This window comes from uncultured Duncaniella sp. (genome assembly GCF_910577345.1).
GTDB lineage: Bacteria > Bacteroidota > Bacteroidia > Bacteroidales > Muribaculaceae > Duncaniella.
This window is the reverse complement of record NZ_CAJTMT010000011.1, coordinates 1-26,407: the sequence shown is the minus strand read 5'-3', so window position 1 is coordinate 26,407 and position 26,407 is coordinate 1. Positions and strand designations below refer to the sequence as shown.

The window sequence follows — 26,407 nt, the reverse complement described above, 5'->3', positions numbered from 1 at the left end:
TTAATGATTGGAAATAAGTCACAAATATTATTGCAAATATATCCATAATATGGCATATTTACAATAAGTACCCCCTAAAAAACTACAAAATCATAGCAAATTGAAACAGAAATTAGGCTAAATCATAATAAATCTACACATTGGTAGGTGAGATGTGCAGATTACTGAATTTTGCCGATGATGAAAAGACGGGCTTGAGAAGGTTCGGCATTTGAGCGCACGAGGACATTGCGCTTGAAGTCGCCTGAGTTAAGGCTGTGGGGATTTAAGATGCCGGAGATGTTTACAGTATCCCCCGGAGGAATCGGCTGGCGTGGATAGGAGAGGCGCATACATCCGCACGATGCGTGCAGATAGGTCAGGACCAATGGAGCATTGCCCGAATTGACAAGTTGGAAGTTGAAAGGCTTCTCACCATCGGCCTTGTTTAATTCGCCTAAGTCAACGACTGTTTTGTCGAAGCTCATGCGTGCCGAGAAATCATCGGTGGTCAGAGGCTCATCGGCCAATAGGGATATTGACGCGAAAAGGATTGCCGACAATGAGAGGGAGAGCCGTTTCATGATGAGTGCAGATGTTTATCCTGATCCTTACATTGCCACCATCTTGGAGAAAGAGGCGGGGATGGGGGTTGAGAAGTTCATGTCCTTGCGGGTGATGGGATGCACGAAGCGCAGGGTCTGTGCATGGAGTGCCATGCGATGGATGGGTGAACTCTTGGCACCGTAGCGGCGGTCACCGGCAATCGGATGCCCGAGGTCCTTCATGTGGACACGGATTTGGTTCTTACGGCCTGTGTCAAGCGACACTTCCATAAGTGAGTAGCCGTTGCGGCTCTTGAGGGTTTTGTAGCGCGTGATGGCGAGCTGTCCTTCCTCCGGATTTTTGGTCGAGTAGACCTCGAAGCGGGAGTTCTCGGCAAGATAGCTCTTGACTGTTCCCTCTTCGGGTTCAGGTTTGCCTTCGACCACGGCGAGATACTTGCGCGAAAGCACCATGTTGTTCCAGTTGTGTTGCAGACGGTCCTTGGCTTCCTGAGTCTTTGCAAAGACCATGAGTCCGGAAGTGTCGCGGTCAAGACGATGGACGATGAAGAGTTTGTTGCGCGGATCTTTCCATTTCAGATAGTCGCGCAGGATGCTGTAGGCAGTTCCGTCCTTGATTTTGTCGGTACCCATCGAAAGGAGGCCGTAGCCTTTGTTGACAACGATGATGTCGTCGTCCTCATAGACGAGTTTGAGCCTACGGTTATAGAACACGCGGAATTCGCGCGTAAGGTTGGCTTTCACCTCGTCGCCGGGGTGAAGCTCGGTGTCAAATTGGGTGACCGGAATGCCGTTGACTGCAATCTGATTGTGGCTCAGAAGATTCTTGATTGCCGTGCGTTTGCGGTCGGGCATAGCCTGAATGAGGAATTCAAGCAGACGCGCGTCTTCATTGACGCTGTATGTCTCGATAACGTCAGGCTTGAAGCTGTTGCGCTCAGCTCCGGGTTTGGTGGAGAATGTTTTCTTTGCCATGTCAGATTTATGTATTTTATTGACGGATTGTGGACTGTTGAACTATCAGGATTTCTTTGTGCGTGTGGAGGCACGGCGAGCAGGACGCTTGGGTGCCTTGTCCTGCTCCTCGATGAGCTGACGCACCTGTTCGAGCGTGAGGTCGGCAGGATTTTCCACAGATTTGGGAATCTTGTAGTTGTTTTTCTTGCAGGCGATATAGACACCGTAGCGGCCGTTGAGTATCTGCACGTCGGGATCTTCATCGAAGGTTTTGAGCACCTTGTTGTTGTCGGCCTCGCGCTTGGCAGTGATGAGTTCGGCAGCTTCCTCGATGGTGATTGATGTCGGGGAGAGGTCCTTGGGGATGCTGACAAACTTGCCGTCGTGGCGGAGGTAGGGCCCGAAACGGCCTACTGCGGCAATGACTTCCTTGCCTTCGAACTCACCGACTTCGCGCGGGAGGTCAAAGAGTTTGAGAGCTTCGGCGAGTTCGATGTCAAAGACGCTCTGGTCCTTGCGGAGTGAGGCAAAGCGCGGTTTGTCCTTTGACTCTGTGGAGCCAATCTGGACAATGGGTCCGAAACGTCCGATTTTCACCGAAACGGGTTCGCCTGTGGCGGGGTCGGTGCCGAGGATGCGTTCGCCTATCTTATGCTCGGTGCGGAGTTCGTTGGCTTTCTCGACTTCCGGATGGAAAAGTCCGTAGAAGCGGGCGATTTCCTGATTCCAGTTGCTCTCTCCTTCGGCAATACGGTCGAACTTCTGTTCCATGTCGGCCGTGAAGTCGTAGTCGAGGATGTCGGGGAAGTGCTGGGTGAGGAATTCGTTGACGATGATACCGGTGTCGGTCGGGATGAGTTTTCCCTTTTCGGCTCCGACGTTCTCGCTCTTCGTGCTTGATGTGATTTTACCGTCAGCCTTTAAAGTCATGACCTTGAAGTCGCGCTTCTCGCCGGGCTTTTCGCCTTTGACGATGTATTCGCGGTGCTGGATGGTGGAGATGGTCGGGGCGTAGGTCGACGGACGGCCTATGCCAAGCTCCTCCATCTTCTTTACGAGTGAGGATTCGGTGTAGCGCGGAGGTGCGAGTGTGAAGCGTTCGGAGGCGGTGACATTGTCGGCGGTGAGCACCTCTCCGGTTTTGAGCTGCGGGAGCATTCCCTCCTCGTTTTCGCCATTGTCGTCGTCATCATTGCCTTCGAGGTAGACTTTGAGGAAGCCGTCAAACTTGATGACCTCGCCTGTAGCGGTGAAGTGTTCAGTGCGTTCGGAGGGGGTTATGTCGATTGTTGTCTTTTCGAGTTCGGCATCTGCCATCTGCGAGGCCATTGTGCGGAGACGGATGAGACGGTAGAGGCGCTTTTCCTGTGCGCTTCCATCGACTGTTTCCTTGTCGATGTATGTCGGGCGTATGGCTTCGTGGGCTTCCTGCGCGCCTTTTGAGTTGGTGTGGTAGCGGCGCACTTTGAGATATTTCTCTCCAAGCTCATCGGTGATGAGTTTGGAGATGGAGCTGATGGCAAGCTGCGAGAGGTTGAGCGAGTCGGTACGCATGTAGGTGATGTAGCCGGCTTCATAGAGTTTCTGGGCTATCATCATGGTCTGCGAGACAGTGAAACCGAGCTTGCGGCCCGCTTCCTGCTGGAGAGTGGAGGTTGTGAAGGGTGGAGCGGGAGATTTCTTGACCGGTTTGACGTTGATGTCAGTGACGGTATAGACAGATTTCTTGCAGGCTTCAAGGAATTCGCGGGCGCTCTTCTCGTCGGGGAGGCGCTTGGCGAGTTCGGCGCGGAGCTGACCGTCGCCGGGAATGTTGAAAAGGGCTGTGACGCGATAGTAGGGTTCGGAGGTGAAGGCGTTGATTTCGTTTTCGCGGTCGACAATCAGGCGCACGGCCACTGACTGCACGCGGCCGGCAGAGAGCGCGGGCTTGATTTTCTTCCATAGCACCGGGGAGAGCTCGAAGCCTACGAGGCGGTCGAGCACTCGGCGGGCCTGCTGGGCGTCGACGAGGTGAAGGTCGATGTCGCGTGGCTGCTCGATGGCGTTGAGGATGGCGTTCTTGGTGATTTCGTGGAAAACGATGCGCTTCGTGTTCTCCGGTTTCAGTCCGAGGACTTCGTAGAGATGCCATGCGATGGCCTCACCCTCGCGGTCCTCATCGGATGCGAGCCATACGGTCTCGGCCTCCTTGGCTGCCTTCTTGAGTTCGGCCACAAGATTTTTCTTGTCAGCAGGTATCTCATAGACCGGCTGGAAGTCGGAATCGACCTTGATGCTGATATCTTTTTTGCGGAGGTCACGGATATGACCATAGCTCGACATGACCTTGAAGTCTTTGCCGAGGAACTTTTCAATAGTCTTGGCCTTTGCCGGAGACTCTACTATAACGAGGTTTTTCAACATATTCTTGCTTAAGTGTTCCGCCGAACGGTAAGAAATCCTGCGGGTGATGGCAAACGGACCTGTAAATCGGGCCGTTTATCGCTTTTCAGAGCGCAAAGGTAAAAAATTATATTAAATATGTGTTAATGCTTTAACAATTTATCACACTTCACGCGGACGGAGGAGTTCGACGAGTTCGGCAACGCCGACGGTGGCGGGTTTTGCAATCACATTAACATTTCCCGGAACGGGGGCCGGACGCGGGTCTATATAATATATAGGTACACCCGGGCGGACGTAGTGGAGGAGGCTCGCTGCGGGATAGACGGCGAGAGAGGTGCCTATGACAGCGAAGATGTCGGCTTCCTGTGCCCACTCGATGGCACGTTCGATATTGGGGACGGCTTCCTGAAAGAAGACGATATGTGGGCGCACGGGGTCGCCGTAGCTGTCGCGGGTATCGGGAGTGGTTTCGAGATGTTCCTCGTCAAGTGTGTAGACACGTGTCTCGTCGCGGGTTGAGCGGACTTTCATTAACTCACCGTGGAGGTGGAGGATTTTCGAGCTCCCTGCGCGTTCGTGGAGGTCGTCGACATTCTGGGTGATGACGTAGACATCATACCATTTCTCCAGTTCGACAAGACCGGTGTGGGCAGCGTTGGGTTTGCAGTTCATCAGCCCTTTGCGGCGTTCGTTGTAGAATTGGTGGACGAGTGCTGGGTTGCGGGCGAATCCGTCGGCACTGCAAACATCCATCACCGGGTAGTTTTCCCACAAACCTCCTGCGTCGCGGAAGGTCGATACTCCTGACTCAGCCGAAATACCGGCTCCGGAGGATATGACGAGTTTTGGCTTTTTCATAAGCTATAATTAAATTTCGTACTTAGTACTTAGTACTTCATACTTCATACTTACTACTTAGAACTTAGTACTTAATACTCAGTATCCGTCTCTATACTCTATACTTTAATCTCTATACTTCTATAACACTAACGTTTGGATTTGAAAAATGTGCGCATGAGGTCGGCACATTCTTCACCGAGGACACCTTTCACGACTTCGGCACGGGGATGGAAGGGGGATTTGGCAGTGAAAGTGTGGTAGCCACGCTTATCGTCAGCCGTTCCGTAGACAATGCGGCTTATCTGCGCCCAGCCGATAGCTCCGGCACACATCAGGCAGGGTTCGACCGTGACGTAGAGCGTGCAGTCCTGGAGATATTTTCCGCCGAGGGTCATGGCTGCGGCGGTGATGGCTTGCATTTCGGCGTGGGCCGACACATCGGCGAGTGCTTCGGTCAGGTTGTGGCCACGCCCGATGACCATGCCGCGGGGCGAGACTACGACAGCACCGATCGGCACCTCGTCGCGCTCCATTGCCTCACGCGCCTCCGCAAGCGCCATCCTCATATATTTCTCGTCAGTTTCAAGTTGAGTCATAGTGAATTGTCGGGTTGGTGATGGAGTTGAGAATTCAGGGGTAGGATAATATGATAAAGTTATTTAATGTGAGTTCTATGAAAATTAAGTAACTGAAAATTGGTGATTAGCGATAGAAGTGGTAAATTTAAAGTGTTGAATTCTAAATAAGTACTCTCATTGCTATGCTCACCGAGGACAAAGTTATTGAAATTTTCGTAATGGCGGATAAATTCTGCAAGATTTTTAACGCAATGCTCCGCAGTTCTGGTCTGGACATGCCCAAAGATGGAAGGAAGCGAGATTACCATCGCGATTGCCGGATGTCACAGGCGGAGATATATTACCATGTGATATATTTTGATATGAGTAATCATTGATTATCAGCCTATTCTCTAAGCTAAATCAATAATATTTATGAAAAAACAGTCCGTCAATGAAACTTTTTGGCAATTATCTGCACCTAACAAAGCAAAACCAACAACTTCAATATGACAAGTCCACCAATAAACGAAAAAGAGTTTGCTTCATTCATCAGGCAACATTCTCGAATCATCAACAAAGTGTCATATTTCTATGCGACACCGAAACTGCCCTTTGATGACTTGAGACAGGAAATCTATATCAATCTCTGGCTTGGGCTGAAGAATTTCCGGGGCGACAGCAAAGTGTCCACATGGGTCTACCGTGTGGCTGTCAATTCAGCCTTGATGGCTCTCCGCTCAACCGGGAGAAAGGTCGAGACGGTCGATATGGATCTCGCCTCGCTCGAAATGTCAACCGAGCTTGATGATGCCCAGAGAGAAAATCTTCAGGCATTACACTCCTTAATCAACAGATTGGAAGAGATTGAGAAGGCCATCATCCTTCTTTGGCTCGATGAATTCCAGTATGAGGAAATCGCTGAGACTCTCGGCATGAAACGCAACACGGTTGCGACTAAAATACATCGCATTAAAGAAAAACTTTCAAAAACGATATAACCTATGCAACTCGACGAACTCAAAAAAAGCATGTCAACGCTTGAACAGGTGCTTGCAAAGACATCTTCCGATATAAACATCAATGTGGAAGCCTCGGAAACCGCGCAAAAGAAGATACTCAAAAAGTATCGCCAGTCATTCACTGCGACTGCCGTCCTCGCGGTAGTATTCGCAGCCTCTTGGATTGGCAATGTGAATCCGCAAGCCTTTCCCGCCCATATCAGGGCATTTCTCGTGATATATCTCGTTATAGCTACTGTATGGTATGTGTTTATGTATCTAAAACTAAAGCGGGTCGACATTGGCTCTCTTGCTCCTGCCAAGCTTTTTTCTGCGACGACAACCATCAGGCTTCTTACTCTCACAGGTGAGATTGTGCTTGGCATCGGATTGGCAGTGTTCTTTACGCTTTTCCTCCCGAATCTGCTGTCGGTGCGTCCTTTAGCTTTCTGGTTGTGTGTGGCGACACTTGCGCTTTCATGCCTATGGGGTATATGTTATCTATGGCCTAAGTATATAAGGCTTTTCCACGACCTCAATACTATTAAGTGACATCTGTCTGCACGCTTGTCCGGAGCGGGATTCTGAAATCTGTAGGGAATTAGCTCTTTGTGGTGAGGGAACTGTCTCAAATCGACCTAAGAGATACAAAAGCACAAAAGTGCATAAGAGACAAAAGAATTTTATAATACAGGATATGAGAGTAACTCTCAGCTCTACAGAAAAATACATCTTTTGTTTCTTATGCACTTTTGTGCTTTTGTATCTCTTGTGTCGATTTTATACAGCTCCCTCTGGTTGTATGGATGAAAAAGCTGTATTTATAGGTTGAGATACTCTTTGAGCGTTTCGACATATTCCTCAAATGCCTTGCGTCCTTTTTCAGTCACTTGGCAAACGGTCCGTGTCTTTTTCCCGACGAATCCTTTCTCCACTGAGATGTAGCCGGCCGACGACAGTTTGTCGATCTGGACGCTGAGGTTGCCTGCGGTGGCGTCTGTTTTCTCTTTGAGATAAACGAAATCCGCCTCGTCAACATTCATGAGTATTGACATCACGGCAAGACGTAGTTGCGAATGCAACAGCGGATCAAGTTCCTTCATCATGCCTCCTTTTTTAGTTTTCGTGAGACGATGAATGCAGGGACAATGAACATGAGGAGAAAGCAGAGGATATAGAGCGGAACCACCCATGAATATAACAATGGAATCTGACAGAGATTACAGATGATGACGGCAAAACCTGAAAAAATGGAGAAGAATCCGCCGAATATGTAGGAGTTTTCACGCAGTAACAGTCCGCTAATCACCGCTGCGAATCCTACGATTATGAAAGCGTAGTATAACATTGCAAGCCAAGCTCCCGGATAGCCGCATTGCTGGGCAATGAAGCAGATGATTGTAAGGCCTATGGCTATGTAGCCGACGGTTTTCCACACCCCGTCGCTGAGTCTGTCGATATAGGTTTTTGTCAGACTTTTGCTGCGTGTTTGGTTCGACATAATTATGTTGGCCGGTATTCCGATGACCGGAATGGCAAACCATACGAGATTGAACCACAGGTTGTGGGTGGTGGTGAGGAGCACCCATGCGGCCGTGGCTGTTACGATTGAGAGGACAGCCCACATCACGGATATTTTGAGATTCGGAGAGGCGACTCTCTGTTTTGTGTTTTGAATCATGGCAGCTATCAGCTCCATGCTCTCTTGCGGTGTCAGTTTTTTGTCTTCCATGTTAAGAAGTTTTGGAGGGTTGGTAAATGAGAGGATAAAAATAAAGATAGTTTGCAAATCGGTTTATAATGTAAACCGAAAGGATCTTAAAAAAGAGCGGTCGCGCGTTTCCGCTCTATTTTCAACTGCAAAGATAATGCGGTTTATTTTATAAACCAAATTTTTGAAAAGATTTTTTATCAAAAAAACACTGCTATGCTTTAGAGAAAGAGCCGTGTATAATCACACTGAAAAATAGGCTGATATTATGATATGTTGAATTCTGAGGCGTCTAATTATGGCGAATTCGCCACAATTAGAAATTTTTTCAGTGGTTCAAAGACCTGTGGCAATCACTGAGGCAGACTATCAGCCGAAGAATCCGTCGTTAACGATTCAGCCCGACGAAAGAACTTTTCTCTCGTCGGGCTGATAATCCATTTCGTTTTTTGATAAATTACATCTTCAGCAAAGAAGACCCATTATCTGAGTTGTTGAGTGAACGGCGAGAAGAACGGAAGATTGAGCCGAAATCAGCCGAGTAACTGATTGACAGTACAACCATATTCCCGTTGTTCTTGATATAGCGTTCTCTATAATATGGATTCACGCTTGAGTATCCCCATGAAGGGTATTTTGTTCCTTTCGTATCAAACATGTACATCCAACTTGCCTCAAATGTCCAGTGCTTGTTTGGCTTATACTCAACGCTGAGAGCATCTCCATTTTCATCTTTTCCAACGTGATTGCCACTGAGATATTTCCCGGGTATCTTACGCCAATACGAGATTGTATATGGCCCTTTATTCCACCAGAGGGTAAAGCTTCCATCGAATGAAGTTAAGTGATGGCACCACTTCTGACCCATAGTTTCATAATGATCTAATCCTATATTGACATTAGCTCCGAATCCATATATGTCGTTCAGTTTCAAGTTTAGATTGCCTCCTGCATACCACGACTTCCTTGCATTGATGGATTGTGAAATGAACATTTTATTTCCAAGATAGAACATGTCTTCCATTACAAAATCACCTATATGGCGGTAATTCATAAGCAGTGATGCACTGAATTTCTTATACTGAAACGTGGGCATTAGTTGATATAGGAAGTTCTGAGACACTTTCAAATTGGGATTGCCGTTTGAAATCAGATAAGGAGACTGTTGTTGAGGATAGTCGGTTAGAGCTGACAGTGATGGAATGCTCGGAGTGTATTGAAATGCTCCGGCGAGACTCCATTTCTGAGATATGTTCCACGAAATTTGTGCTGTAGTCAGATTACGAATGAAGTGTCTCTTGTTAAGGTCGTTCTTTATCCAGTAGAGTTTTGCACCGGTTGCTACCGAAAAATAAACTTTACCTATCTGTTGTCCCAATCGAGCATATACATAGTTATTGTTCTCCGTAAGTACAGGCTTATAGTCTGTTGTGAGATATGTGTTGGTACTATGGGAAACAGTATTTTGATAACCTGCCGACAGTGTGGTTTTGTCACTGAAAGAATGAGTATAGCTAATCTCACTGATAAGGGAACGGCGGCGGCTATCAACATCCATAACATAGTCGGATGTTGAACCGTCACTATAGAAGTATTTGTTATTACGGCGATAATCGCTGGAACTTAACGTTCCTACCAGTTGTATCTCCAATGCGTCTTTCTCATTGAAATCTCTCTTGAAAAATAAATCAAGCGATGGAGCCAAATCTTTACTGGTAGTGAGGTTCTGATTCTCGTATTCGCCAAGATATGAGTCAATGGTATTTGCCAATGAACGATTCTTGTTATAACTTGGAGTCATACGGAATGTCGCCGAGAACAGAGTGTTGACATTTGGACTATAATCGTACTTCAACCCAATGTTATGATAATGATAATTGAAAGGATTGCGGTCGTGTTCTTCGAGATTCACACGGAAATCATCACCGATATAGCTTTTTGTGGTATTGTCGAACACTTGTTGATAGTTACGCCATGATGGATTATATGACAACGTGAATTGCGATGGTCCTTGATGATAAGAGGCTCGCACATTACCATCAACGAACGCCGTATTTACAGCGCTTCTGCCCCAAATATAAACTTGTCCACCGTCATTGCGTTTTTTGAGTGTAATGTTCAAAAATCCGTTGTTGCCACGGTCGGCGTAACGAGCCGGTGTAATTCTTGAAAATTCAATCTTGGCAATATCTTTAGGTTGAAGCGCATTGAAATCGTCAATAGACGACGGAACACCGTTTATGAGAATAACCGGACTACCTCCATCAACAGACAAAGTCCTATTGATTGGATTTGCTTCCAATCCGGCAAGAGGAAGTTTCTGAAATAAGCTGATGGCAGTTGAAGATGCTTTCACATCAGAACCGGAGGGGAATATAATTGTTCGCCCTTTTGCATCAATCATCGAATTGGCAGACACTTGAACTTCGTCTAATGTAATACCCTCTGATAGATAAACTGTCCCCACATTGACGTTTTTGTCAGATTCAATTACTATTTCAGTGGTATTAAATCCTGACATGGAAATTTCAAGGATTAATTTCGAGTTGAGAGTGGTGGATATGTCAAATACACCATTCTCGTCAGTAGTAACACCGTTGATGAATTGTGGGCCGGACATGAGTCGGCAGGTTGCGCCCACAATGACTGTCGAGTCATTATCGGAGCGAACTTCTCCTTGAATCGTCCTTGCAGACATTGTGGCTACTGAAACTAATATAGCCGTAATCAGAATAGTTAAACGTGTCATTGTCTTTATAGCAAGTTTGCTCGAATTGCACTCATATATAGAAGCGTGAGTCAACTATGTCGGTTTGAAGTTCGTAAGAAAACGTTAGAGCAGATGTAACAATAGTGACCAACGCACATGCGTGAGAAACACCATGCTATCTCTTGCTCTTGTTGGGAGTTTCCTACGTTCTCAAACTACAAATAAGCATAAGGCTTCTTATTTTCCAAAAATTCGTGACGAGAAATATCTCATTAAATGCAAATATACGGATTTTATTTGATACCAAAAGAGCCTTGATAAAAGAAATTTGAGCAAACAAGTAGAATTAAATAAAATGCTCTGCTTTAGAAAAAGAGCCGTGTATAATCACACTGAAACGTTGGCTAATAACCTGATATATTAATTTTTTTGATGTATCTTTGCATTTGAAATCAAACGCTTATCCCCAAATGGCAAAAATAACGGTTCAAAATACTCCAATTACCGTAATCGGAGTTGACGGAGATGATTATATTTCGCTGACAGACATGGCAAAAAGCCAACTGCAAGAACATATAATATTCCGTTGGCTCAGTCTCAAAGGCACGATTGAATACCTCGGCGAATGGGAGATGCTATATAATCCGGATTTTAATTGTACCGAATTCGGTGCAATTAAAAATGCAGCCGGAAGCAATAATTTTGTCCTTTCCACAAAGGCATGGATTGAGCGTACAAATGCCAAAGGCATAATTGCCAAGGCAGGACGCTATGGCGGTACTTACGCGCACAGGGATATTGCGTATCACTTTGGAATGTGGTTAAGCCCTAAGTTCCAACTTCTCCTTGTAAAAGAATACCAACGACTTAAAGCCGATGAACAGCGGCTAATCGGTTGGTCGGCGAAGCGTGAGTTGTCGAAAATCAACTACCGCATACACACCGATGCCATCAAGCAGAACCTAATTCCGGCAGAAGTCACTAAAGCGCAGGCGAGCATCATTTATGCCAATGAGGCGGATGTATTGAACGTGGCAATGTTCGGCATGACCGCAAAACAGTGGCGTGAGGCTAACCCGGATTTGAAAGGTAGTATACGCGACTACGCATCGGTCAACGAACTTATCTGCCTCTCAAACATGGAGAGCCTCAATGCTGTATTCATAGAGCAGAGCTTACCACAATCAGAACGACTTATCAAACTAAACCAAATCGCTATCCATCAGATGAGTGTATTGGAAAGCGACAATAATGAACGAAAATTACTACAATGAAGAAACCTGTCAAAATCACGCTGATTGTACTGAGTAGCATTATTGGATTGCTACTGATTGGATTGGGTTCGTTGATTGTGTACGCTCAATTCTCTAAAACTCAACACGAAAAAACCATCAGGTATTATGTCGATGAACTGAGTATCGACAAGAATGATTTTAAGAGTGAATTTGAGGAAATATACCAACTCACTCTTGATAACTATTCTTTGTATCAAGCCAAAGGGTTGAATATGGATAGTATTCACATTTCGTTTTTACAGCGATTTGAAAACACTGATGTTAACAAGGCTGAATTTGGCAATATTCTGAAAGAATTTTTCAGCAGCTTGAATGTCGGACATTCGTTTGTCTATCTGAGGGATTACACCGCGGGCTATGCTCCTGTTTTTATAGAAAATCGAATTTTTGTTGATACTCCTAATGAGTACTTGTTGGCAAACGGCTTCGAAGATAAGGACGAGATAATAGCCGTGAATGGCACTGCTGTGTCAGAATGGTTGGATAAACATGAAAAATTCACATCGGCATCAACTGATAAAGCAAGAAGATTGAACACGGCTTTGGCTGTGTTCCGTTCTTGGGAAGATACGATAGCGACATACAATGTAGTCCGTAAAGCGGACACGTTGGAAATTAGACTGCCGTTAAAGAAATATGACCTTTTGCCGAAGGAGGTGGAAGATAACAAACTTGTTAAATGGTCGATAATTAATGACTCTATTGGTTACATCAATATTCAGTCGATGATGGATCCTGTGACTGATGACTTTATAAAGGCATACAGGAATGTCAGTGAACTTCCACATCTGATTGTCGATATTCGGAGAAATGAAGGTGGCAACAGTGGGAATGGCATGGATATAGCAGAATATCTTATCAAGAAGCCACAGCCACACTGTGTTTCTCCATCAAAAGTCATGGAGCCTCAAAGTGACGCATACAAAGGGAAATTGTACTTATTGATAAGCCCATATACCTTTTCCGCCGCAGAGAGTTTTGCTCTGGATATTAAGGAAAGTGGAAATGCTATTCTGATAGGCTCTGCAACAGCAGGTGATACAGGCAATAGTCCAAAAACATTCCATACCACAAATGGCATTTATTTCCGACTTCCAACACGTGAACCATCAAAATCACCAAAAGGATTTCCGATGGAGGGCATTGGCATTAGTCCCGATTATAAGGTTGAGCAAACTGTCTCTGATTTTATGAACAGCCATGACACAGTTTTGGATTTTACCATTGAGTTAATCAACAAGTAGCCAATAAATGTTTAATAACTGGCAAAAAGACGCTCAACTTATTTTATGTTGAGCGTCTTTTCGTAATAATGTCGTTCAAACAAATGGAATTAAATATAACGAACAGACCTTAAAAATAGCAAACCCGACACTATCGGTTCGCCTTTATTTTGCCGAGTAGTACATTTTAGTACACTCTAAGATAAAAATAACGACTAATAATCACTTGATTATTAGTCGTTATCAGTACCCGAACCCGGGATCGAACCGGGATGGATTGCTCCAACGGTGTTTGAGACCGTCGCGTCTACCGATTCCGCCATTCGGGCTTTAGGTGGGGATGATTGTAAAATTTGTCCCCGTCGGTCAACGATTATGTTTTGAACGGGGACAAAGGTAGGAATTTTTTTTTGTTCAGACAATAGCCTGACCGTTTTCATATTCAGTTTTTTGCTTTAAAGAGGCAAATTTCATGGTTGATTTTTAGAAATCGGTCGGAGCATCGGGGTCGGTATACCAGCGGGAGTAGCGGAGATAGTTGTTGGCTATCTTGATGTTAAGCTCCTTGGAAGTTTCGGGATCGACCATCTTGATGAACTTGGCGGGTGCGCCCCCCCAAAGTTCGTTTGGGCCGATTTTTGTGCGTGAGAGCACCACGGAACCGGCAGCGACGAGAGCGCCTTCGCCCACTTCCGCATCGTCCATCACTACGGCACCCATACCGATGAGGGCGTAGTTATGGATTTTTGCGCCATGTATGGTCACATTGTGACCGATGGATACATCGTCGCCGATTTCAATGGTTGATTTCTTGTAGAGTGTATGGAGCACGGAGCCATCCTGAATATTGACACGGTTGCCGATGCGGATGGAGTTGACATCGCCACGGATGACGGTGTTGAACCATACGCTACATTCGCTACCCATGACCACATCGCCGACCACAGTCGCATTCTCGGCAAGGAAGGTGTCAGGGCCGATTTCAGGAGTGAAACCCCTTACGGGAATTATTAATGCCATTTTATTTTCATTAGAGTATAGAGATTTTTTTTTAGTATAGAGATTTTCCTCAGTATAGAGATTCTTTTTGGTATAGAGATTAAAGTATAGAGTATAGATAATTGCTCTACTATTAAAGATGGTCAATTGATATAATATCCAAACATTAAAACTATTATCTATACTCTATACTTTAATCTCTATACTCAAAAAACATGCCACTCAAAGGGCTGCTGTCGCTGCTGCGAGCCAGATGCGTTCCTCTTCGTTCATGAGGGGAGCGAGGCGGTCGTAGACGGTGCGGTGGTAGTTGTTGACCCATTCGATTTCATCAGCCGACATGATTGAGGTGTCGAACAGTTTGCGGTCGAAGGGGCAGAGTGTGATGGTCTCGAATGCGTAGAACTTTCCGAACTCGGTTTCCTCGTAGGGGATTGTCAGGACGAGGTTCTCGCAGCGGATGCCGTAGCGGTCGGTGAGATATACGCCCGGTTCGTTGGAGGTGAGCATACCAGGAGTGAGCGGAGCGAGGGTGTCGTTGAGACGGATGCTCTGCGGGCCTTCATGCACGTTGAGGAAGTGACCGACACCGTGGCCTGTGCCGTGGAGATAGCTCTTGCCCTCTTTCCATAATGGCATACGGGCCATTGCGTCGAGCTGGGCGCCACGGGTGCCTTCGGGATAGATGGCGGTAGCGATTGCGATGTGACCTTTCATGACAAGGGTGAAGTCATGGCGCATATCAGCAGTGGGTTCGCCGAGCGCGATGGTGCGGGTGATGTCAGTGGTACCGTCGAGATAGTTGGCTCCGGAGTCGATGAGCAGAAGATTACCTTTGGTCACGGGGATGTCGCTCTCGGGTGTTGCCGAATAGTGGACAATTGCGCCGTGGGCACCGAAACCGCAGATGCTTTCGAAGCTGAGGTCGAAGTAAAGGTCACCCTTGCTGCGATGTTTGAGCAGGATGTCGGCCACGCCGATCTCAGTCAGAGTCTTACCTTCCTCCACTGTCTTCTCGATTTCCATGAGCGAACGCACCATAGCCACACCGTCGCGGAGATGGGCTTCGCGGATACCTGCAATCTGGATGTCGTTTTTGATAGCCTTGGGAAGTGCCACAGGTGAGTCGCCTTTGACGTAGCGACCTTCGAGCACATGGGCGATTGCACCCGATGCGCGGCTTCCGCTGAGAAGGACGGTCACATCGGCGGGGAGGGCGGCGAGAGCCGAAAGTACGCTGTTGTAGGGAGCGACTGCCACACCTGCATCTTTGAGATATGCTTCCACTTCGGGAGTCATTTTTGCCTCATCGACAAAGAGGGTACTGCCTTCGGGAGCGAGATAGAGGAACGATGTGGCGACCGGGTTGCAGGGGACATCATTCGAACGGATGTTGAGCACCCATGCAATCTCATCGAGCGCGGAGGTGAAATATGCTTTTGCACCCTGCGAGGCGGCATCCTTGAGGATACGGGCGATTTTTGATTTGGCAGATTCTCCGGCATACTTCTCATCGTGGATGAAAATCTTGTCGGAGGGTAGGGCAGGGCGGTCGGCCCATACGCGGTCGATGGGGTCGAAGTCCACGTCGAGTTCTATGCCGCAGGAATTGAGGCGGGAGCGGAGAGCCGCCGTATCGTCGATTGACATGAGCAGTCCGTTGATGCCGACTTTGTCACCCTTGTGGAGATGTTCGCAGAGATATTCGGTGATTGACGGAGTGTCGGGCAGCCCGTCCTTCATCAGAATTATACCTGTTCCTTCAATCTGCTGTGCGCCTTGGAGGAAGTAGCGGCTGTCCACCCAGAGGAGGGCTTCCTTGTCGGTCACAACCATTGTGCCGGCCGATCCGGTGAAACCGCTGAGATAGCGGACAATGTGCCAATGTGATGAGATGTATTCGCTCAGATGGGCATCCGTGCGGGGAAGTATGACTGCCTTCACTCCGGCAGCTTCCATTTCTTTGCGTAGAGCGACGATGCGCTCGATGATAAGATTCTGCATATTCTTGTTGGTATGTTTTGAGAGTTGTTTATTCAGTGTATTCATTCAAGGTCTATACGGAGACCCTCGTTGGCGACGATGACTTCCGGGAATTCCTCGGAGGCTTCACGGAGAAGGATTTCTTCGGAATTGTAGCGTTTTGAGAAGTGTCCGATGATAAGTCTTTTCGCTCCTGCCATAGCCGCAATTTTTCCGGCCTGACGTGCGGTGGAGTGTCCGCGTTCGCGTGCCTGGGTTTCAAGCGAGTCATCGTAGGTGGCCTCATGGTAGATGGTGTCCACACCCTTTACGTCCTCTGCTACGCGCGGGTCCATCATCGTGTCGCTGCAATATGCATAGCTGACAGACGGGTCAGCGTCCGTAGTGAGCATGGCGTTGGGGATGACTGTCCCGTCATCTTTCACAAAGTCCGCTCCCTCCTTGATGGCTTTGAGCTGTGATACGGGGACATTGTGAAACTTGACGGCATCACCGCGCAGATGGCGCATCTTGGGTTTCTCGCGGAGGATGTAGCCGTTGCAGGGGGTACGGTGATAGAGAGGGAAAGTCTCGATGATAAGGCCGGAGTCCTCGTAGACCACACGCCTTTCTCCCTCCTCGATAATGTCATAGATGATTTCGAAGGGTGAGTTGCGGTTGAAAAAATCCATCCAGTCTTTCATGAGGCGGGCGCCTTCGCGGAAGATGTGGATTGTCACCGAGCCGGTCACCTCGTGGAGAGCCATGGTCGAAAGCAGTCCCGGCAATCCGAAAAGATGGTCGCCGTGGAGATGAGAGATGAAGATATGGTTCAGACGCGAGAATTTCAGTCCCAATTTCCGGAACTGGGACTGTGCGCCCTCGCCACAATCAATCATGAAAAGCTTGTCGCGGAAATCCACCACCTGACACGACGGCTGGTGGCGCGCAGTCGGAGTGGCCGAACCGCATCCGAGTATATTGACCTGAAACTTTGCCATAACAACGCAAAAGTACACAAAAAGTCGAAATATACGTTCTAATTTTTTGTGTAAATCATAGGTACACTACAAAAATTTCAAAACTGCGGTCAAAATTGCAAATCAATCCGTCAGATCAGTCACTGTCAGCATGTTCCCGCTCTTACGGACCAGACGGTTGTTTCTAAGCATGATTCCGGTTGTGGCTGAGTCATAGACCTCACCTACTTTCCCATCTGCGGTGATGCGGATATAGGAGGGTGTATCGGACTGGGTGCGGATCACATATCCGTCAGGAAGTTCCGCCATAGTGAGATGGACATCTCCGGAATCATATTTGCCAAAAACGTTCAGGTCCGAATCAACAATAAGTACATCATTGCCGGTATTCTTTATCAAACAGCAGCCTGAAGGAATTTCCAAAGAGGAATAATTATTATCACTGGAACCATCATGGACAAAAACAGGGCCGGTCACAAAATTCAAAGTTTTTCCGAATTCACCCTCATCCCATTTTTCAGGAAGGAAATCCCACTTATGACATTCGCCTGTTGCACGATTAAACGATGCCATGAACGGTTTTCCTTTTTTTATTCCTGTTTCAGGAGCTCCGATGCAACCGTAGTTTAACATGTGGATGGTATCGCCTCTGAAATGCAATTCACCCCTGCTCCCTGCACCATTTGGTAGTGGTGTCTGCCAAAGTTCCTTCAATTCAGAGTCGAGACAAGCAATTTTATCAGCATCATAAACGTAGATGAGGCCATTCTCGTCCATCATTGCCTCGGAGCCAAAACCGACGTTATAAACCATCACAACATTTATTGCGTAGAATCCGGTAAGAAGTCCTCCGAGAATTCCGATTCCGCTCGCAAGCGCTGATTCTCCCAATGACTTCTTCATGTCATGTGTGACATTTTTCAACGGATAGACAGTCATTTCACCGCTGAATATGTCGATTTTACCCAAATAATCCGACTGGAAAATAATTGTTGATGGGTCCGGTCGCGAAATCACGTTCCACTCCAATCCGTAATTTTTTCCTATCTTCTTTTCCCAAAGCTTCTCGCCGGTTGACAATCTGTAGCCTGCAAGTTTATCACAATTTGAACCCCTCACGCCTATGACTATATCATTGGCATCATCCACATAACACGGGATGTGATTGAATTTGGTTATTTCATTACCATTCTTCAGGTCAAGGAGCTTTACATCAAAAGCATCCTGCATGAAAACACCGTGGTCACAGATACCGACAAAGCGACCGGGGTAATATTTCTTGGCCCACAGACCGCGGCCATCCTCTCGTGAAGCCACCTTGATTCTTTTCTGCGTGTCGGTAATGGTCGGTTTGTAAGATGTAAGAAAAAGCACATACGACGCGGTATCTGGAAGATGTATATCGACACAATTCTGAGGTATCTTTATCTCAATATTATCAGAAGCATACACGGGCTGGCAAATGAGCAATCCGAGGACAACCGCAAGCAGCGATTTCAAGGTGAAAGATTTAAACATGGCTGACAGATGAGTTGATTATCCTGCAAATATAAATAATATTTTGTAAATTTGTACCCATAAAATTAGATAATAACCTTTATACATACCATTGCGATGACTAAAAAACTCCTTTCGCTTCCGCCGAATCTGGTCGGTTGCTTCCATGATATAACCGGCTTATCGAAATCTGAATATTACTGCACATCGGATCCTGTCGGACATCGCCTCGGTAGTGGCGGTGGCACAACTTGGATTCTTGAGGAATGTCACCGCGAGTCGGATTCCGCTTCGGCGACTTTCGGCGAATGGCTCGGAAAGGAAAGGAAAATCATAATCCATGCCGGTGGACAAAGCCGCAGACTTCCCGCCTATGCTCCGTCGGGCAAGGTGTTGACCCCGGTGCCCATCTTTCGTTGGGAACGCGGACAATCACTCTCACAGACATTGCTCGACCTTCAGATCCCGCTCTATGAGCGCATCATGGCCACGGCTCCGGCAGGATTGAACACCATGATTGTCAGTGGCGACGTCTACATCCGTGCCGCCGAGCAGCTTGCACCCGTCCCTGATGCGGATGTCGTGTGCTACGGCCTTTGGCTCAGCTCATCCATTGCGAAGAACCACGGGGTCTTCTATAGCACTCATGATGCACCCTCTACGCTCAACCGTATGCTTCAGAAGCCGTCGGTCGAGAAGCTCAATTCTCTCCTGCAGACAGGCTATTTCCTGACCGACATAGGCATCTGGCTGCTTAGCGACCGTGCGGTTGAACTTCTGCGCAAGCGTTCGCGCAATGCCGACGGCTCATTCAAGGAATATGATCTCTATTCCGAGTTCGGACGCGCCCTCGGAACCGATCCGGAAATCGTAGATCCGGAGCTTAAGGAATTGTCGGTGGCAATTGTACCCCTGCAGGGCGGTCAGTTCTATCATTTCGGAACCGGCCGCGAGATGATTTCTTCGACGCTTGCCATTCAGAATCTCGTCAACGATCAGCGCGAAATCATGCACCGCGACCGCAAGCCTCACCCTTCGATTTTCGTGCAGAATGCGCTTACTGACCGTCCGTTTGACCATACACATGCCAATATCTGGGTCGAGAACAGCCATGTTGCCAAAGGCTGGACTCTGACCACTGACCATATAATCACCGGTGTCCCCCGCAACGATTGGGAACTCACGCTTGCACCTGGCCAATGTATCGACATCATCCCCGTCAAGGATGATGCATACGCCGTGCGTGTCTACAATATCGACGACCGTTTCGCAGGCGAGGAGCAGAAGCGCCCCCGCTTCCCGGTTGTGACAGATATTGACGAGATGGGCCGGATGGTCAAGGAAATGCTTGCCGGAAATGACAGCTTTGAAGGCTGTGAGTTGCTGAGTGCCGAACGCATCTCTGACATCGCGCGTCTTGACCGTCTTGTTGCGCAGCGCCGTGAGTTCCGCAAGGCCAACCGCATCGCGCTTGCCGACAACCATCATCACAGCGTCTTCTATCAGAGCGACCTTCTTGAAGCCGCGCAGGCATTTGCCAATGATGGTCTGAATCTTCCGTCACCTGTTGCGGAAACCGAACCGCTGATAAAAAGAGCGAGTGATGCAATGTTCCGCGCGGAAGTCATGCGCCTTTCAGGTCTTGACGGTCAGGAAGAGCGCAACCGTGCGTTCTCGATACTCCGCGAGGGTCTGACACGGACAGCGCTTGAAAAGAAGCAGCTTCCTCGCCGTGCCGTATGTTCCGACCAGATTGTCTGGAGCCGTTCGCCGGTTCGCATCGACATTGCCGGTGGATGGACCGACACGGCACCCTACTGTCTGATGGAGGGTGGTTCGGTCATAAACTTCGCGATTGAACTTAACGGCCAGCCCCCGTTGCAGGCCTACGTCCGTCCATGCAAGGAGCCGCATATCATCTGCCGCAGCATCGACCTCGGCGCGGAGGAGCGTATCGACAATTTCGATGCAATCCTTGACTTCCATCGTGTCGGCAGTCCCTTCTCCATCCCGAAGGCTGCTCTCGCGCTTGCCGGTTTCCATCCCCGTTTCTGCGAGATTGCCTATCCGTCGCTTAAAGCACAGCTTGAGGACTTCGGTTCGGGTCTTGAAATCACCCTCTTCTCGGCCATTCCTGCCGGAAGCGGTCTCGGCACGAGCAGTGTGCTTGCCGCCACTGTCCTCGGCGCCATCAGTGATTTCTGTTCCCTCGCATGGGACAAGAATGAGATATGCAGCCGCACTCTCGTGCTCGAACAGTTACTGACCACCGGTGGTGGCTGGCAGGATCAGTTCGGTGGTGTCATCGGAGGTGTCAAACTCCTCCAGACCACCAAGGGCTTCGAGCAGAATCCCTTGGTAAGCTGGCTTCCCGACACACTCTTCACCGATCCGGAGTATGCCTCATGCCACCTTCTTTACTATACTGGCATCACCCGTACTGCCAAGGATATTCTTGCGGAAATCGTGCGCAACATGTTCCTTAATGAAGGTTCGCAACTCCGTCTTCTCCGAAGCATGAAGGCCCACACAATGGAGATGTATGACGCTATCATGCGTTGCAATTTCAACCGTCTCGGTGAGCTTGTCCGCACCACATGGAATCAGAAAATTGCAATCGACCGTGGAACCAATCCTCCGGAGGTCGAGGCCATCACCCGCCGCATCGACGACCTCTGTCTCGGATACAAACTCCCGGGTGCAGGTGGCGGCGGTTATCTCTACATGATTGCCAAGGATCCCGAAGCTGCAGCGCGCATCCGCCAGTTGCTCCACACGGACCATATCCGTCCCAACGCCCGTCTTGTCGACCTTACCCTTTCCCGTTCAGGCCTGACAGTGACCCGAAGCTGATGCTGAGGGCTGTTTTCTGACAGCAAATCACCATCTCGTTTTTTACGTTTTTAACATAAGGCTCCAAGTTTTGGAGCCTATTTTGTTGGGCATAGTGGAAAAAATACTTAATTTTGCAATTGTTTCCCTTCCTGCGGTTGGAAAACAGCAGATTTACCACCTTAATATATATTAGATACACAATAACAAAATCATCAATATATGAACGTCCTTGAACTCAGTGAACAAGAGATAGTACGTCGAGGCAGTCTCGACGAAATGCGCCGTCGTGGCATTGACCCCTTCCCCGCTGCCGAATTTCCTGTCAGCGGTTATTCAGATGAAATTAAGGAAACCTTTGCTGATGATGCACCTCAGCGCGAAGTAGCGATAGCAGGCCGCATCATGGGCCGTCGTATCATGGGAAAGGCCTCATTCCTTGAGCTTCAGGATTCTCACGGACGTATCCAGGTCTATGTCAACCGCGATGAAATCTGTCCGGGTGAGGACAAGGACCTCTATAATGTCGTCTTCAAAAAGCTTCTTGACATCGGTGACTTCGTCGGTGTGAAGGGCTATGTGTTCCGCACTCAGACAGGCGAAATCTCTGTTCATGCCAAGGAACTAATCGTGCTCGGAAAGTCAATCCGTCCGCTCCCCATCGTGAAGGTTAAGGACGGTGTCACCTACGATGCTTTCGATGACCCCGAACTCCGCTATCGCCGCCGCTACGTCGACCTTATCGTCAACGACGGTGTCAAGGATATATTCGTCAAGCGCACAAAGGTGCTCAACTCAATGCGCAGCTTCTTCAATAGCCACGGCTACATGGAAGTTGAGACCCCCATTCTCCAGTCAATCGCCGGAGGTGCAAGCGCCCGTCCCTTCATCACCCACCACAATTCACTCAACATCGAGCTCTATATGCGTATCGCTACCGAGCTTTATCTGAAGCGTCTGATTGTGGGTGGTTTCGACGGTGTGTATGAAATCGGTAAGAATTTCCGCAACGAGGGCATGGACCGCACCCACAACCCCGAGTTCACTTGTATGGAAATCTATGTTGCCTACAAGGACTACAACTGGATGATGGAATTCACCGAGCAACTTGTCGAGAAAATCTGTCTTGATGTCAACGGCACTACTGAAATCAAGGTCGGTGACAACATGATTAACTTCAAGGCTCCTTTCCGTCGTGTCACCATGACCGATGCCATCAAGGAGCATACCGGAATCGACATCACTGGCATGACTGAGGAGCAGCTCCGCGATGCTGCCCGCTCGCTCGGCATTGAGGTCGACGAGACAATGGGCAAGGGTAAGCTCATCGACGAAATCTTCGGTGAGAAGTGTGAGGGCACATATATCCAGCCTACCTTCATCATCGACTATCCCATCGAGATGTCGCCGCTCACCAAGAAGCACCGCAACAATCCCGAACTCACCGAACGCTTCGAGCTTATGGTCAACGGCAAGGAGCTTGCCAATGCCTACTCCGAGCTCAACGACCCGATTGACCAGTATGAACGTTTCATCGAGCAGATGAAGCTTGCCGACAAGGGCGACGACGAGGCTATGATTATCGACCAGGACTTCGTGCGTTCACTCGAATATGGTATGCCTCCCACATCCGGTATGGGCATGGGTATCGACCGTCTCGTGATGCTCATGACCGGACAGACCACAATTCAGGAAGTGCTCTTCTTCCCCCAGATGCGTCCCGAGAAGGTTCAGCGTCGCGACAAGGAAGAGGCCTTTACCGCTATCGGCGTTCCCTCCGAGTGGGTTGCACCTCTCTATAAGGCCGGTGTCTACACTCTCGAGCAGCTTGCAACCCAGGCTGCCGGAAAGCTCCATCAGGAACTCTGCGGAATCAACAAGAAATTCAAGCTCGGATTCAAGTCTCCGCTCATCGACGAGGTTGGCCAGTGGATTGCTGCCGCAGCGCCTTCGTCGGCTGAATGAAACTTTATTTCCTGAATTCTTATCATCAGTTCGCGCATAATCATGGCATTCAATAAAATAGCAGTGATGGGAGGCGGAAGCTGGGCTACAGCTCTCGCCCGGCTCCTCCTGCGCAACTGCGATTCCATACTCTGGTACATGCGGCGAGATGACCGCATCGAGGACTTCAAACGCCTCGGGCATAATCCTGCATATCTGACCGATGTGCAGTTTGACGTCTCGCGCATCGAATTTTCAAGCGACATCAACTATGTCTGCTCCCAAGCCGACACTCTGCTGATGGTCATGCCGTCGCCCTACTTCAAGACGCACATCAACAAGATTTCCGTCGACATTTCGGATAAATACATCGTGTCGGCTGTCAAGGGAATAGTGCCGGGCGACAATGAAATCATCTCTGACTTTGTCATGCACCATTTCGGCGCTAAGTCCGGAAAGGTGCTTGTGGTCGCCGGGCCCTGTCATGCCGAGGAAGTGGCGCTTGACCGTCCGAGTTTCCTCACGGTCGGTTGCCATAACGTCGACAATGCCATTGAGTTCGGCAAGAAACTCGCCTCGCCCAACACCCGCACGATTCCATCGAGCGATGTCGAGGGCATAGAGTATGCCGCCGTACTTAAAAACGTCTATTCGATAGCCGCCGGAATAGTCCACGGCATGAAAGGGGGCGACAATCTCCTTGCAATGCTTGTCAGCAATGCCATCCGGGAGATGGAGCGTTTCATCGACGAGGCATGTCCGCGTCCGCGCTGCATCTGTGACTCCGTCTATCTCGGTGACCTGTTGGTGACGGCCTATTCGCGCTTTTCGCGCAACCATAACTTCGGCTCCATTATCGGCAAGGGCTACTCGGTTTCCACTGCCCGAATGGAGATGGAGCAGACGGCCGAGGGATATTACGGCACAAAGTGCATCAAGGAAATCAACAAGAAATATGGTGTTGAGATGCCTATCCTCGATGCAGTCTACGATATTCTCTACCGTCATGCCAATGCCGAGCGTGCCATCCGTGCTCTCGGCAAGTGGTTCATCTGATTCTCTGCAAATCAACTCTAACCCTATAAACAATATAAATGACAATCAAATTTTAAAATCATAAATAGCATGAAAACTCTATCCGTTGACATCAAAGAAGTTCTCGGCACAGTGAGCCGTGAAGAGATCAATAAGCTTGACGCCAAGGCTGCAAATGCCCTTGACGAAGTTCTTAACGGCACAGGTGCCGGCAGCGATTTCCTCGGCTGGGTTAATCTCCCCACCGAGACAACAGATGCGCTGCTTGACGACATCGTGGCTACTGCCGACAGCCTCCGCCAGAACTGCGACACTGTCGTGGCAATCGGTATCGGTGGCTCATATCTTGGTGCCAAGGCTGTCATCGAGGCTCTCAGCGACAGCTTCGCTGCCTATCGTCCCGCAACCGAGGGCAATCCCAAAGTGCTTTTCGCCGGTCAGAACATCGGTGAGGACTATCTCTACGAACTTCAGGACTATCTCAAGGACAAGCGTTTCGGCATCATCGTAATCTCTAAGAGCGGTACAACTACCGAACCCGCCATCGCATTCCGTCTCCTCAAGGAGCAGCTCGAACGTCAGCTCGGTGTTGAAGAAGCCCGCAAGCGCATCGTTGCCATCACCGACGCACAGCGCGGCGCTCTCCGTCGCCTCGCCACTGAGGAAGGCTACAAGACTTTCGTCATCGCCGACAACGTAGGTGGCCGTTTCTCCGTGCTCACCCCCGTAGGTCTTCTCCCCATCGCAGTTGCCGGATTTGACATCCGCGCGCTCATCGACGGTGCTGCAGAAATGGAGAAAATGACCAACACACCTGATGCTGCCAACCCCGCATTCCTCTATGCTGAAACCCGCAACGCTCTCTATCAGGCAGGAAAGAAAACTGAAATCCTCGTGAACTACAACCCCAAACTCCACTACTTCGGAGAATGGTGGAAGCAGCTCTACGGTGAGAGCGAAGGTAAGGACAACCTTGGCATCTTCCCCGCAGCCGTCGACAACTCTACCGACCTCCACTCAATGGGTCAGTGGATTCAGGAAGGCGAACGCACAATTTTCGAGACCGTAATCTCTGTTCAGGAGAGCGCTCACGAAAAGCTCATCCCCTCCGACGAAGCAAACCTCGACGGTCTCAACTACATCGCAGGCAAGCACATCGACGAAGTCAACAAGATGGCTGAACTCGGTACCCGCATCGCACACGTCGACGGTGGTGTCCCCAACATCCTCATCACCCTTCCCGCACTTGAAGAGAAATACCTCGGCCAGCTCATCTACTTCTTCGAGAAGGCTTGCGGTATCAGCGGCTACATCCTCGGTGTGAACCCCTTCAACCAGCCCGGTGTCGAGGCCTACAAGCGCAACATGTTCGCCCTCCTCGCAAAACCCGGCTACGAAAAAGAAACCGAAGCCATCAAAGCCCGTCTCGGCTAAAAATCCCGAAGACAGACTAAAACCTTGCTCTGACAAAAAGTCAGAACAAAGACAAAAATTCAACCATAAAAAGTCCGCCAAGTTTACCAAAAACTTGGCGGACTTTTTATGTCCTTTTTTCATCCCTATTCGCCCTATTCGCCCTATTAGTCTTATTGGCCCTATTCGCCATATTAGCCTTATTGTCCCTATCAGCCCTCTCTGCCTTATTGGCCCTATTAGTCCTATTGGCCTTATTAGCCTTATTAGCCCTATTAGTCTTATTATCCCTCCTCCTCCCATTCCCTCCTTAAATTCCGCCTTCATCCCCCACATATCCCCTTGATTTCCCCCTCTTATCCCCGACTTCCGCCTGATAATCGCCACCAAACTTCCATCCAAAATCCGAATTACCCCCTCACAACTAAAAACTTACAACTCACAACTCCCCCGCAGCTTTACATAACTATTAGGTATGAAAAAGCTGTTTCTACTACTTGCGGCCCTCATCACCAGCC

At 48.7% G+C, this 26,407-nt stretch carries 20 protein-coding genes and 1 tRNA gene; 8 read left to right on the top strand and 13 right to left on the bottom strand.

Going from position 1 to position 26,407, the window contains the following annotated elements; all coding sequences use genetic code 11:
- Window positions 1–161 precede the first annotated feature (161 nt).
- The 5 genes from QZ310_RS06485 to QZ310_RS06465 form a co-directional block, all read right to left on the bottom strand.
- Entirely contained in the window at window positions 162–563 is a 402-nt protein-coding gene (locus tag QZ310_RS06485; protein ID WP_297071613.1) for a DUF1573 domain-containing protein, read from the bottom strand.
- Window positions 564–590: 27 nt separating this feature from the next.
- Entirely contained in the window at window positions 591–1,520 is a 930-nt protein-coding gene (locus tag QZ310_RS06480) for an RluA family pseudouridine synthase (RefSeq protein ID WP_297071611.1), read from the bottom strand.
- Between the two features lie 45 nt (window positions 1,521–1,565).
- The gene (gene topA, locus QZ310_RS06475) at window positions 1,566–3,908 is read right to left on the bottom strand and encodes a type I DNA topoisomerase (RefSeq protein WP_297071610.1); all 2,343 of its coding nucleotides are present in this window, start codon (window positions 3,906–3,908) and stop codon (window positions 1,566–1,568) included.
- A gap of 141 nt (window positions 3,909–4,049) precedes the next feature.
- Window positions 4,050–4,748 (bottom strand): NAD-dependent deacylase, encoded by a 699-nt coding sequence (locus QZ310_RS06470; protein WP_297071608.1) that lies wholly within the window; start codon window positions 4,746–4,748, stop codon window positions 4,050–4,052.
- Between the two features lie 128 nt (window positions 4,749–4,876).
- Window positions 4,877–5,326, bottom strand: a complete 450-nt coding sequence (locus QZ310_RS06465) for a nucleoside deaminase (RefSeq protein ID WP_297071607.1) — start codon at window positions 5,324–5,326, stop codon at window positions 4,877–4,879.
- A 470-nt stretch (window positions 5,327–5,796) separates the two neighbouring features.
- Here QZ310_RS06465 and QZ310_RS06460 point away from each other — a divergent pair, with 470 nt between their 5' ends.
- The gene (locus QZ310_RS06460) at window positions 5,797–6,288 is read left to right on the top strand and encodes a sigma-70 family RNA polymerase sigma factor (protein WP_297071604.1); all 492 of its coding nucleotides are present in this window, start codon (window positions 5,797–5,799) and stop codon (window positions 6,286–6,288) included.
- A 30-nt stretch (window positions 6,289–6,318) separates the two neighbouring features.
- Window positions 6,319–6,840: a hypothetical protein gene (locus QZ310_RS06455; protein ID WP_297071602.1), complete on the top strand. Its 522-nt coding sequence runs from the start codon at window positions 6,319–6,321 to the stop codon at window positions 6,838–6,840.
- Window positions 6,841–7,109: 269 nt separating this feature from the next.
- Here QZ310_RS06455 and QZ310_RS06450 read toward each other — a convergent pair whose 3' ends face one another.
- The 3 genes from QZ310_RS06450 to QZ310_RS06440 all read right to left on the bottom strand — a co-directional run bounded on the left by QZ310_RS06450 (window position 7,110) and on the right by QZ310_RS06440 (window position 10,748).
- Window positions 7,110–7,394, bottom strand: a complete 285-nt coding sequence (locus QZ310_RS06450; RefSeq protein ID WP_297071600.1) for a transcriptional regulator — start codon at window positions 7,392–7,394, stop codon at window positions 7,110–7,112.
- On the bottom strand, window positions 7,391–8,020 hold the full coding sequence (locus tag QZ310_RS06445; RefSeq protein ID WP_297071598.1) for a hypothetical protein: 630 nt from the start codon (window positions 8,018–8,020) through the stop codon (window positions 7,391–7,393). Before QZ310_RS06445 ends, QZ310_RS06450 begins: the two co-directional genes overlap by 4 nt.
- 436 nt (window positions 8,021–8,456) lie before the next feature.
- On the bottom strand, window positions 8,457–10,748 hold the full coding sequence (locus QZ310_RS06440) for an outer membrane beta-barrel protein (protein ID WP_297071596.1): 2,292 nt from the start codon (window positions 10,746–10,748) through the stop codon (window positions 8,457–8,459).
- A 431-nt stretch (window positions 10,749–11,179) separates the two neighbouring features.
- On the opposite strand from QZ310_RS06440, the gene QZ310_RS06435 reads away from it, so the two are divergent.
- Entirely contained in the window at window positions 11,180–11,983 is an 804-nt protein-coding gene (locus tag QZ310_RS06435; RefSeq protein WP_297071594.1) for a KilA-N domain-containing protein, read from the top strand.
- The gene (locus QZ310_RS06430) at window positions 11,980–13,248 is read left to right on the top strand and encodes a S41 family peptidase (RefSeq protein WP_297071592.1); all 1,269 of its coding nucleotides are present in this window, start codon (window positions 11,980–11,982) and stop codon (window positions 13,246–13,248) included. The genes QZ310_RS06435 and QZ310_RS06430 overlap by 4 nt, the downstream gene beginning before the upstream one ends.
- A 226-nt stretch (window positions 13,249–13,474) precedes the next feature.
- Here the strand turns inward: QZ310_RS06430 and QZ310_RS06425 are convergent.
- The 5 genes from QZ310_RS06425 to QZ310_RS06405 form a co-directional block, all read right to left on the bottom strand.
- Window positions 13,475–13,556, bottom strand: a tRNA-Leu gene (locus tag QZ310_RS06425).
- 154 nt (window positions 13,557–13,710) lie between these two features.
- Window positions 13,711–14,247, bottom strand: a complete 537-nt coding sequence (locus tag QZ310_RS06420; RefSeq protein WP_297071590.1) for a gamma carbonic anhydrase family protein — start codon at window positions 14,245–14,247, stop codon at window positions 13,711–13,713.
- 201 nt (window positions 14,248–14,448) lie between these two features.
- A complete protein-coding gene (locus QZ310_RS06415) occupies window positions 14,449–16,230 on the bottom strand; it encodes an aminopeptidase P family protein (RefSeq protein WP_297071714.1) in 1,782 nt (593 codons plus the stop codon).
- A gap of 41 nt (window positions 16,231–16,271) precedes the next feature.
- Window positions 16,272–17,189 (bottom strand): ribonuclease Z, encoded by a 918-nt coding sequence (locus QZ310_RS06410; RefSeq protein ID WP_297071588.1) that lies wholly within the window; start codon window positions 17,187–17,189, stop codon window positions 16,272–16,274.
- 102 nt (window positions 17,190–17,291) lie between these two features.
- Window positions 17,292–18,398 carry a hypothetical protein gene (locus QZ310_RS06405; RefSeq protein WP_297071586.1) on the bottom strand — a complete coding sequence of 369 codons (1,107 nt, stop codon included), beginning with the start codon at window positions 18,396–18,398 and terminating at the stop codon, window positions 17,292–17,294.
- 384 nt (window positions 18,399–18,782) lie between these two features.
- Between QZ310_RS06405 and QZ310_RS06400 the strand changes: the two genes are divergently transcribed.
- From QZ310_RS06400 to QZ310_RS06385, 4 genes are all read left to right on the top strand, one after another.
- Entirely contained in the window at window positions 18,783–21,518 is a 2,736-nt protein-coding gene (locus QZ310_RS06400) for a bifunctional fucokinase/fucose-1-phosphate guanylyltransferase (RefSeq protein ID WP_297071584.1), read from the top strand.
- A gap of 201 nt (window positions 21,519–21,719) precedes the next feature.
- Window positions 21,720–23,462, top strand: coding sequence for a lysine--tRNA ligase (gene lysS / locus QZ310_RS06395; RefSeq protein ID WP_297071582.1), 1,743 nt, complete (start codon window positions 21,720–21,722; stop codon window positions 23,460–23,462).
- Window positions 23,463–23,504: 42 nt separating this feature from the next.
- Entirely contained in the window at window positions 23,505–24,497 is a 993-nt protein-coding gene (locus tag QZ310_RS06390; RefSeq protein WP_297071580.1) for an NAD(P)H-dependent glycerol-3-phosphate dehydrogenase, read from the top strand.
- A gap of 69 nt (window positions 24,498–24,566) precedes the next feature.
- The gene (locus QZ310_RS06385; RefSeq protein WP_297071578.1) at window positions 24,567–25,910 is read left to right on the top strand and encodes a glucose-6-phosphate isomerase; all 1,344 of its coding nucleotides are present in this window, start codon (window positions 24,567–24,569) and stop codon (window positions 25,908–25,910) included.
- The last annotated feature ends 497 nt before the right edge of the window (window positions 25,911–26,407 follow it).

Bases quoted from the DNA above. Each gene is read 5' to 3' on its own strand.
- QZ310_RS06460 (WP_297071604.1), top strand. From the start codon at position 5,797: ATGACAAGTCCACCAATAAACGAAAAAGAGTTTGCTTCATTCATCAGG.
- QZ310_RS06470 (WP_297071608.1), bottom strand. From the start codon at position 4,748: ATGAAAAAGCCAAAACTCGTCATATCCTCCGGAGCCGGTATTTCGGCT.
- QZ310_RS06430 (WP_297071592.1), top strand. From the start codon at position 11,980: ATGAAGAAACCTGTCAAAATCACGCTGATTGTACTGAGTAGCATTATT.
- QZ310_RS06435 (WP_297071594.1), top strand. From the start codon at position 11,180: ATGGCAAAAATAACGGTTCAAAATACTCCAATTACCGTAATCGGAGTT.
- QZ310_RS06400 (WP_297071584.1), top strand. From the start codon at position 18,783: ATGACTAAAAAACTCCTTTCGCTTCCGCCGAATCTGGTCGGTTGCTTC.
- QZ310_RS06465 (WP_297071607.1), bottom strand. From the start codon at position 5,326: ATGACTCAACTTGAAACTGACGAGAAATATATGAGGATGGCGCTTGCG.
- QZ310_RS06390 (WP_297071580.1), top strand. From the start codon at position 23,505: ATGGCATTCAATAAAATAGCAGTGATGGGAGGCGGAAGCTGGGCTACA.
- lysS (WP_297071582.1), top strand. From the start codon at position 21,720: ATGAACGTCCTTGAACTCAGTGAACAAGAGATAGTACGTCGAGGCAGT.
- QZ310_RS06385 (WP_297071578.1), top strand. From the start codon at position 24,567: ATGAAAACTCTATCCGTTGACATCAAAGAAGTTCTCGGCACAGTGAGC.
- QZ310_RS06405 (WP_297071586.1), bottom strand. From the start codon at position 18,398: ATGCAGGATGCTTTTGATGTAAAGCTCCTTGACCTGAAGAATGGTAAT.
- QZ310_RS06410 (WP_297071588.1), bottom strand. From the start codon at position 17,189: ATGGCAAAGTTTCAGGTCAATATACTCGGATGCGGTTCGGCCACTCCG.
- QZ310_RS06440 (WP_297071596.1), bottom strand. From the start codon at position 10,748: ATGACACGTTTAACTATTCTGATTACGGCTATATTAGTTTCAGTAGCC.
- topA (WP_297071610.1), bottom strand. From the start codon at position 3,908: ATGTTGAAAAACCTCGTTATAGTAGAGTCTCCGGCAAAGGCCAAGACT.
- QZ310_RS06415 (WP_297071714.1), bottom strand. From the start codon at position 16,230: ATGCAGAATCTTATCATCGAGCGCATCGTCGCTCTACGCAAAGAAATG.
- QZ310_RS06485 (WP_297071613.1), bottom strand. From the start codon at position 563: ATGAAACGGCTCTCCCTCTCATTGTCGGCAATCCTTTTCGCGTCAATA.
- QZ310_RS06455 (WP_297071602.1), top strand. From the start codon at position 6,319: ATGTCAACGCTTGAACAGGTGCTTGCAAAGACATCTTCCGATATAAAC.
- QZ310_RS06450 (WP_297071600.1), bottom strand. From the start codon at position 7,394: ATGATGAAGGAACTTGATCCGCTGTTGCATTCGCAACTACGTCTTGCC.
- QZ310_RS06480 (WP_297071611.1), bottom strand. From the start codon at position 1,520: ATGGCAAAGAAAACATTCTCCACCAAACCCGGAGCTGAGCGCAACAGC.
- QZ310_RS06420 (WP_297071590.1), bottom strand. From the start codon at position 14,247: ATGGCATTAATAATTCCCGTAAGGGGTTTCACTCCTGAAATCGGCCCT.
- QZ310_RS06445 (WP_297071598.1), bottom strand. From the start codon at position 8,020: ATGGAAGACAAAAAACTGACACCGCAAGAGAGCATGGAGCTGATAGCT.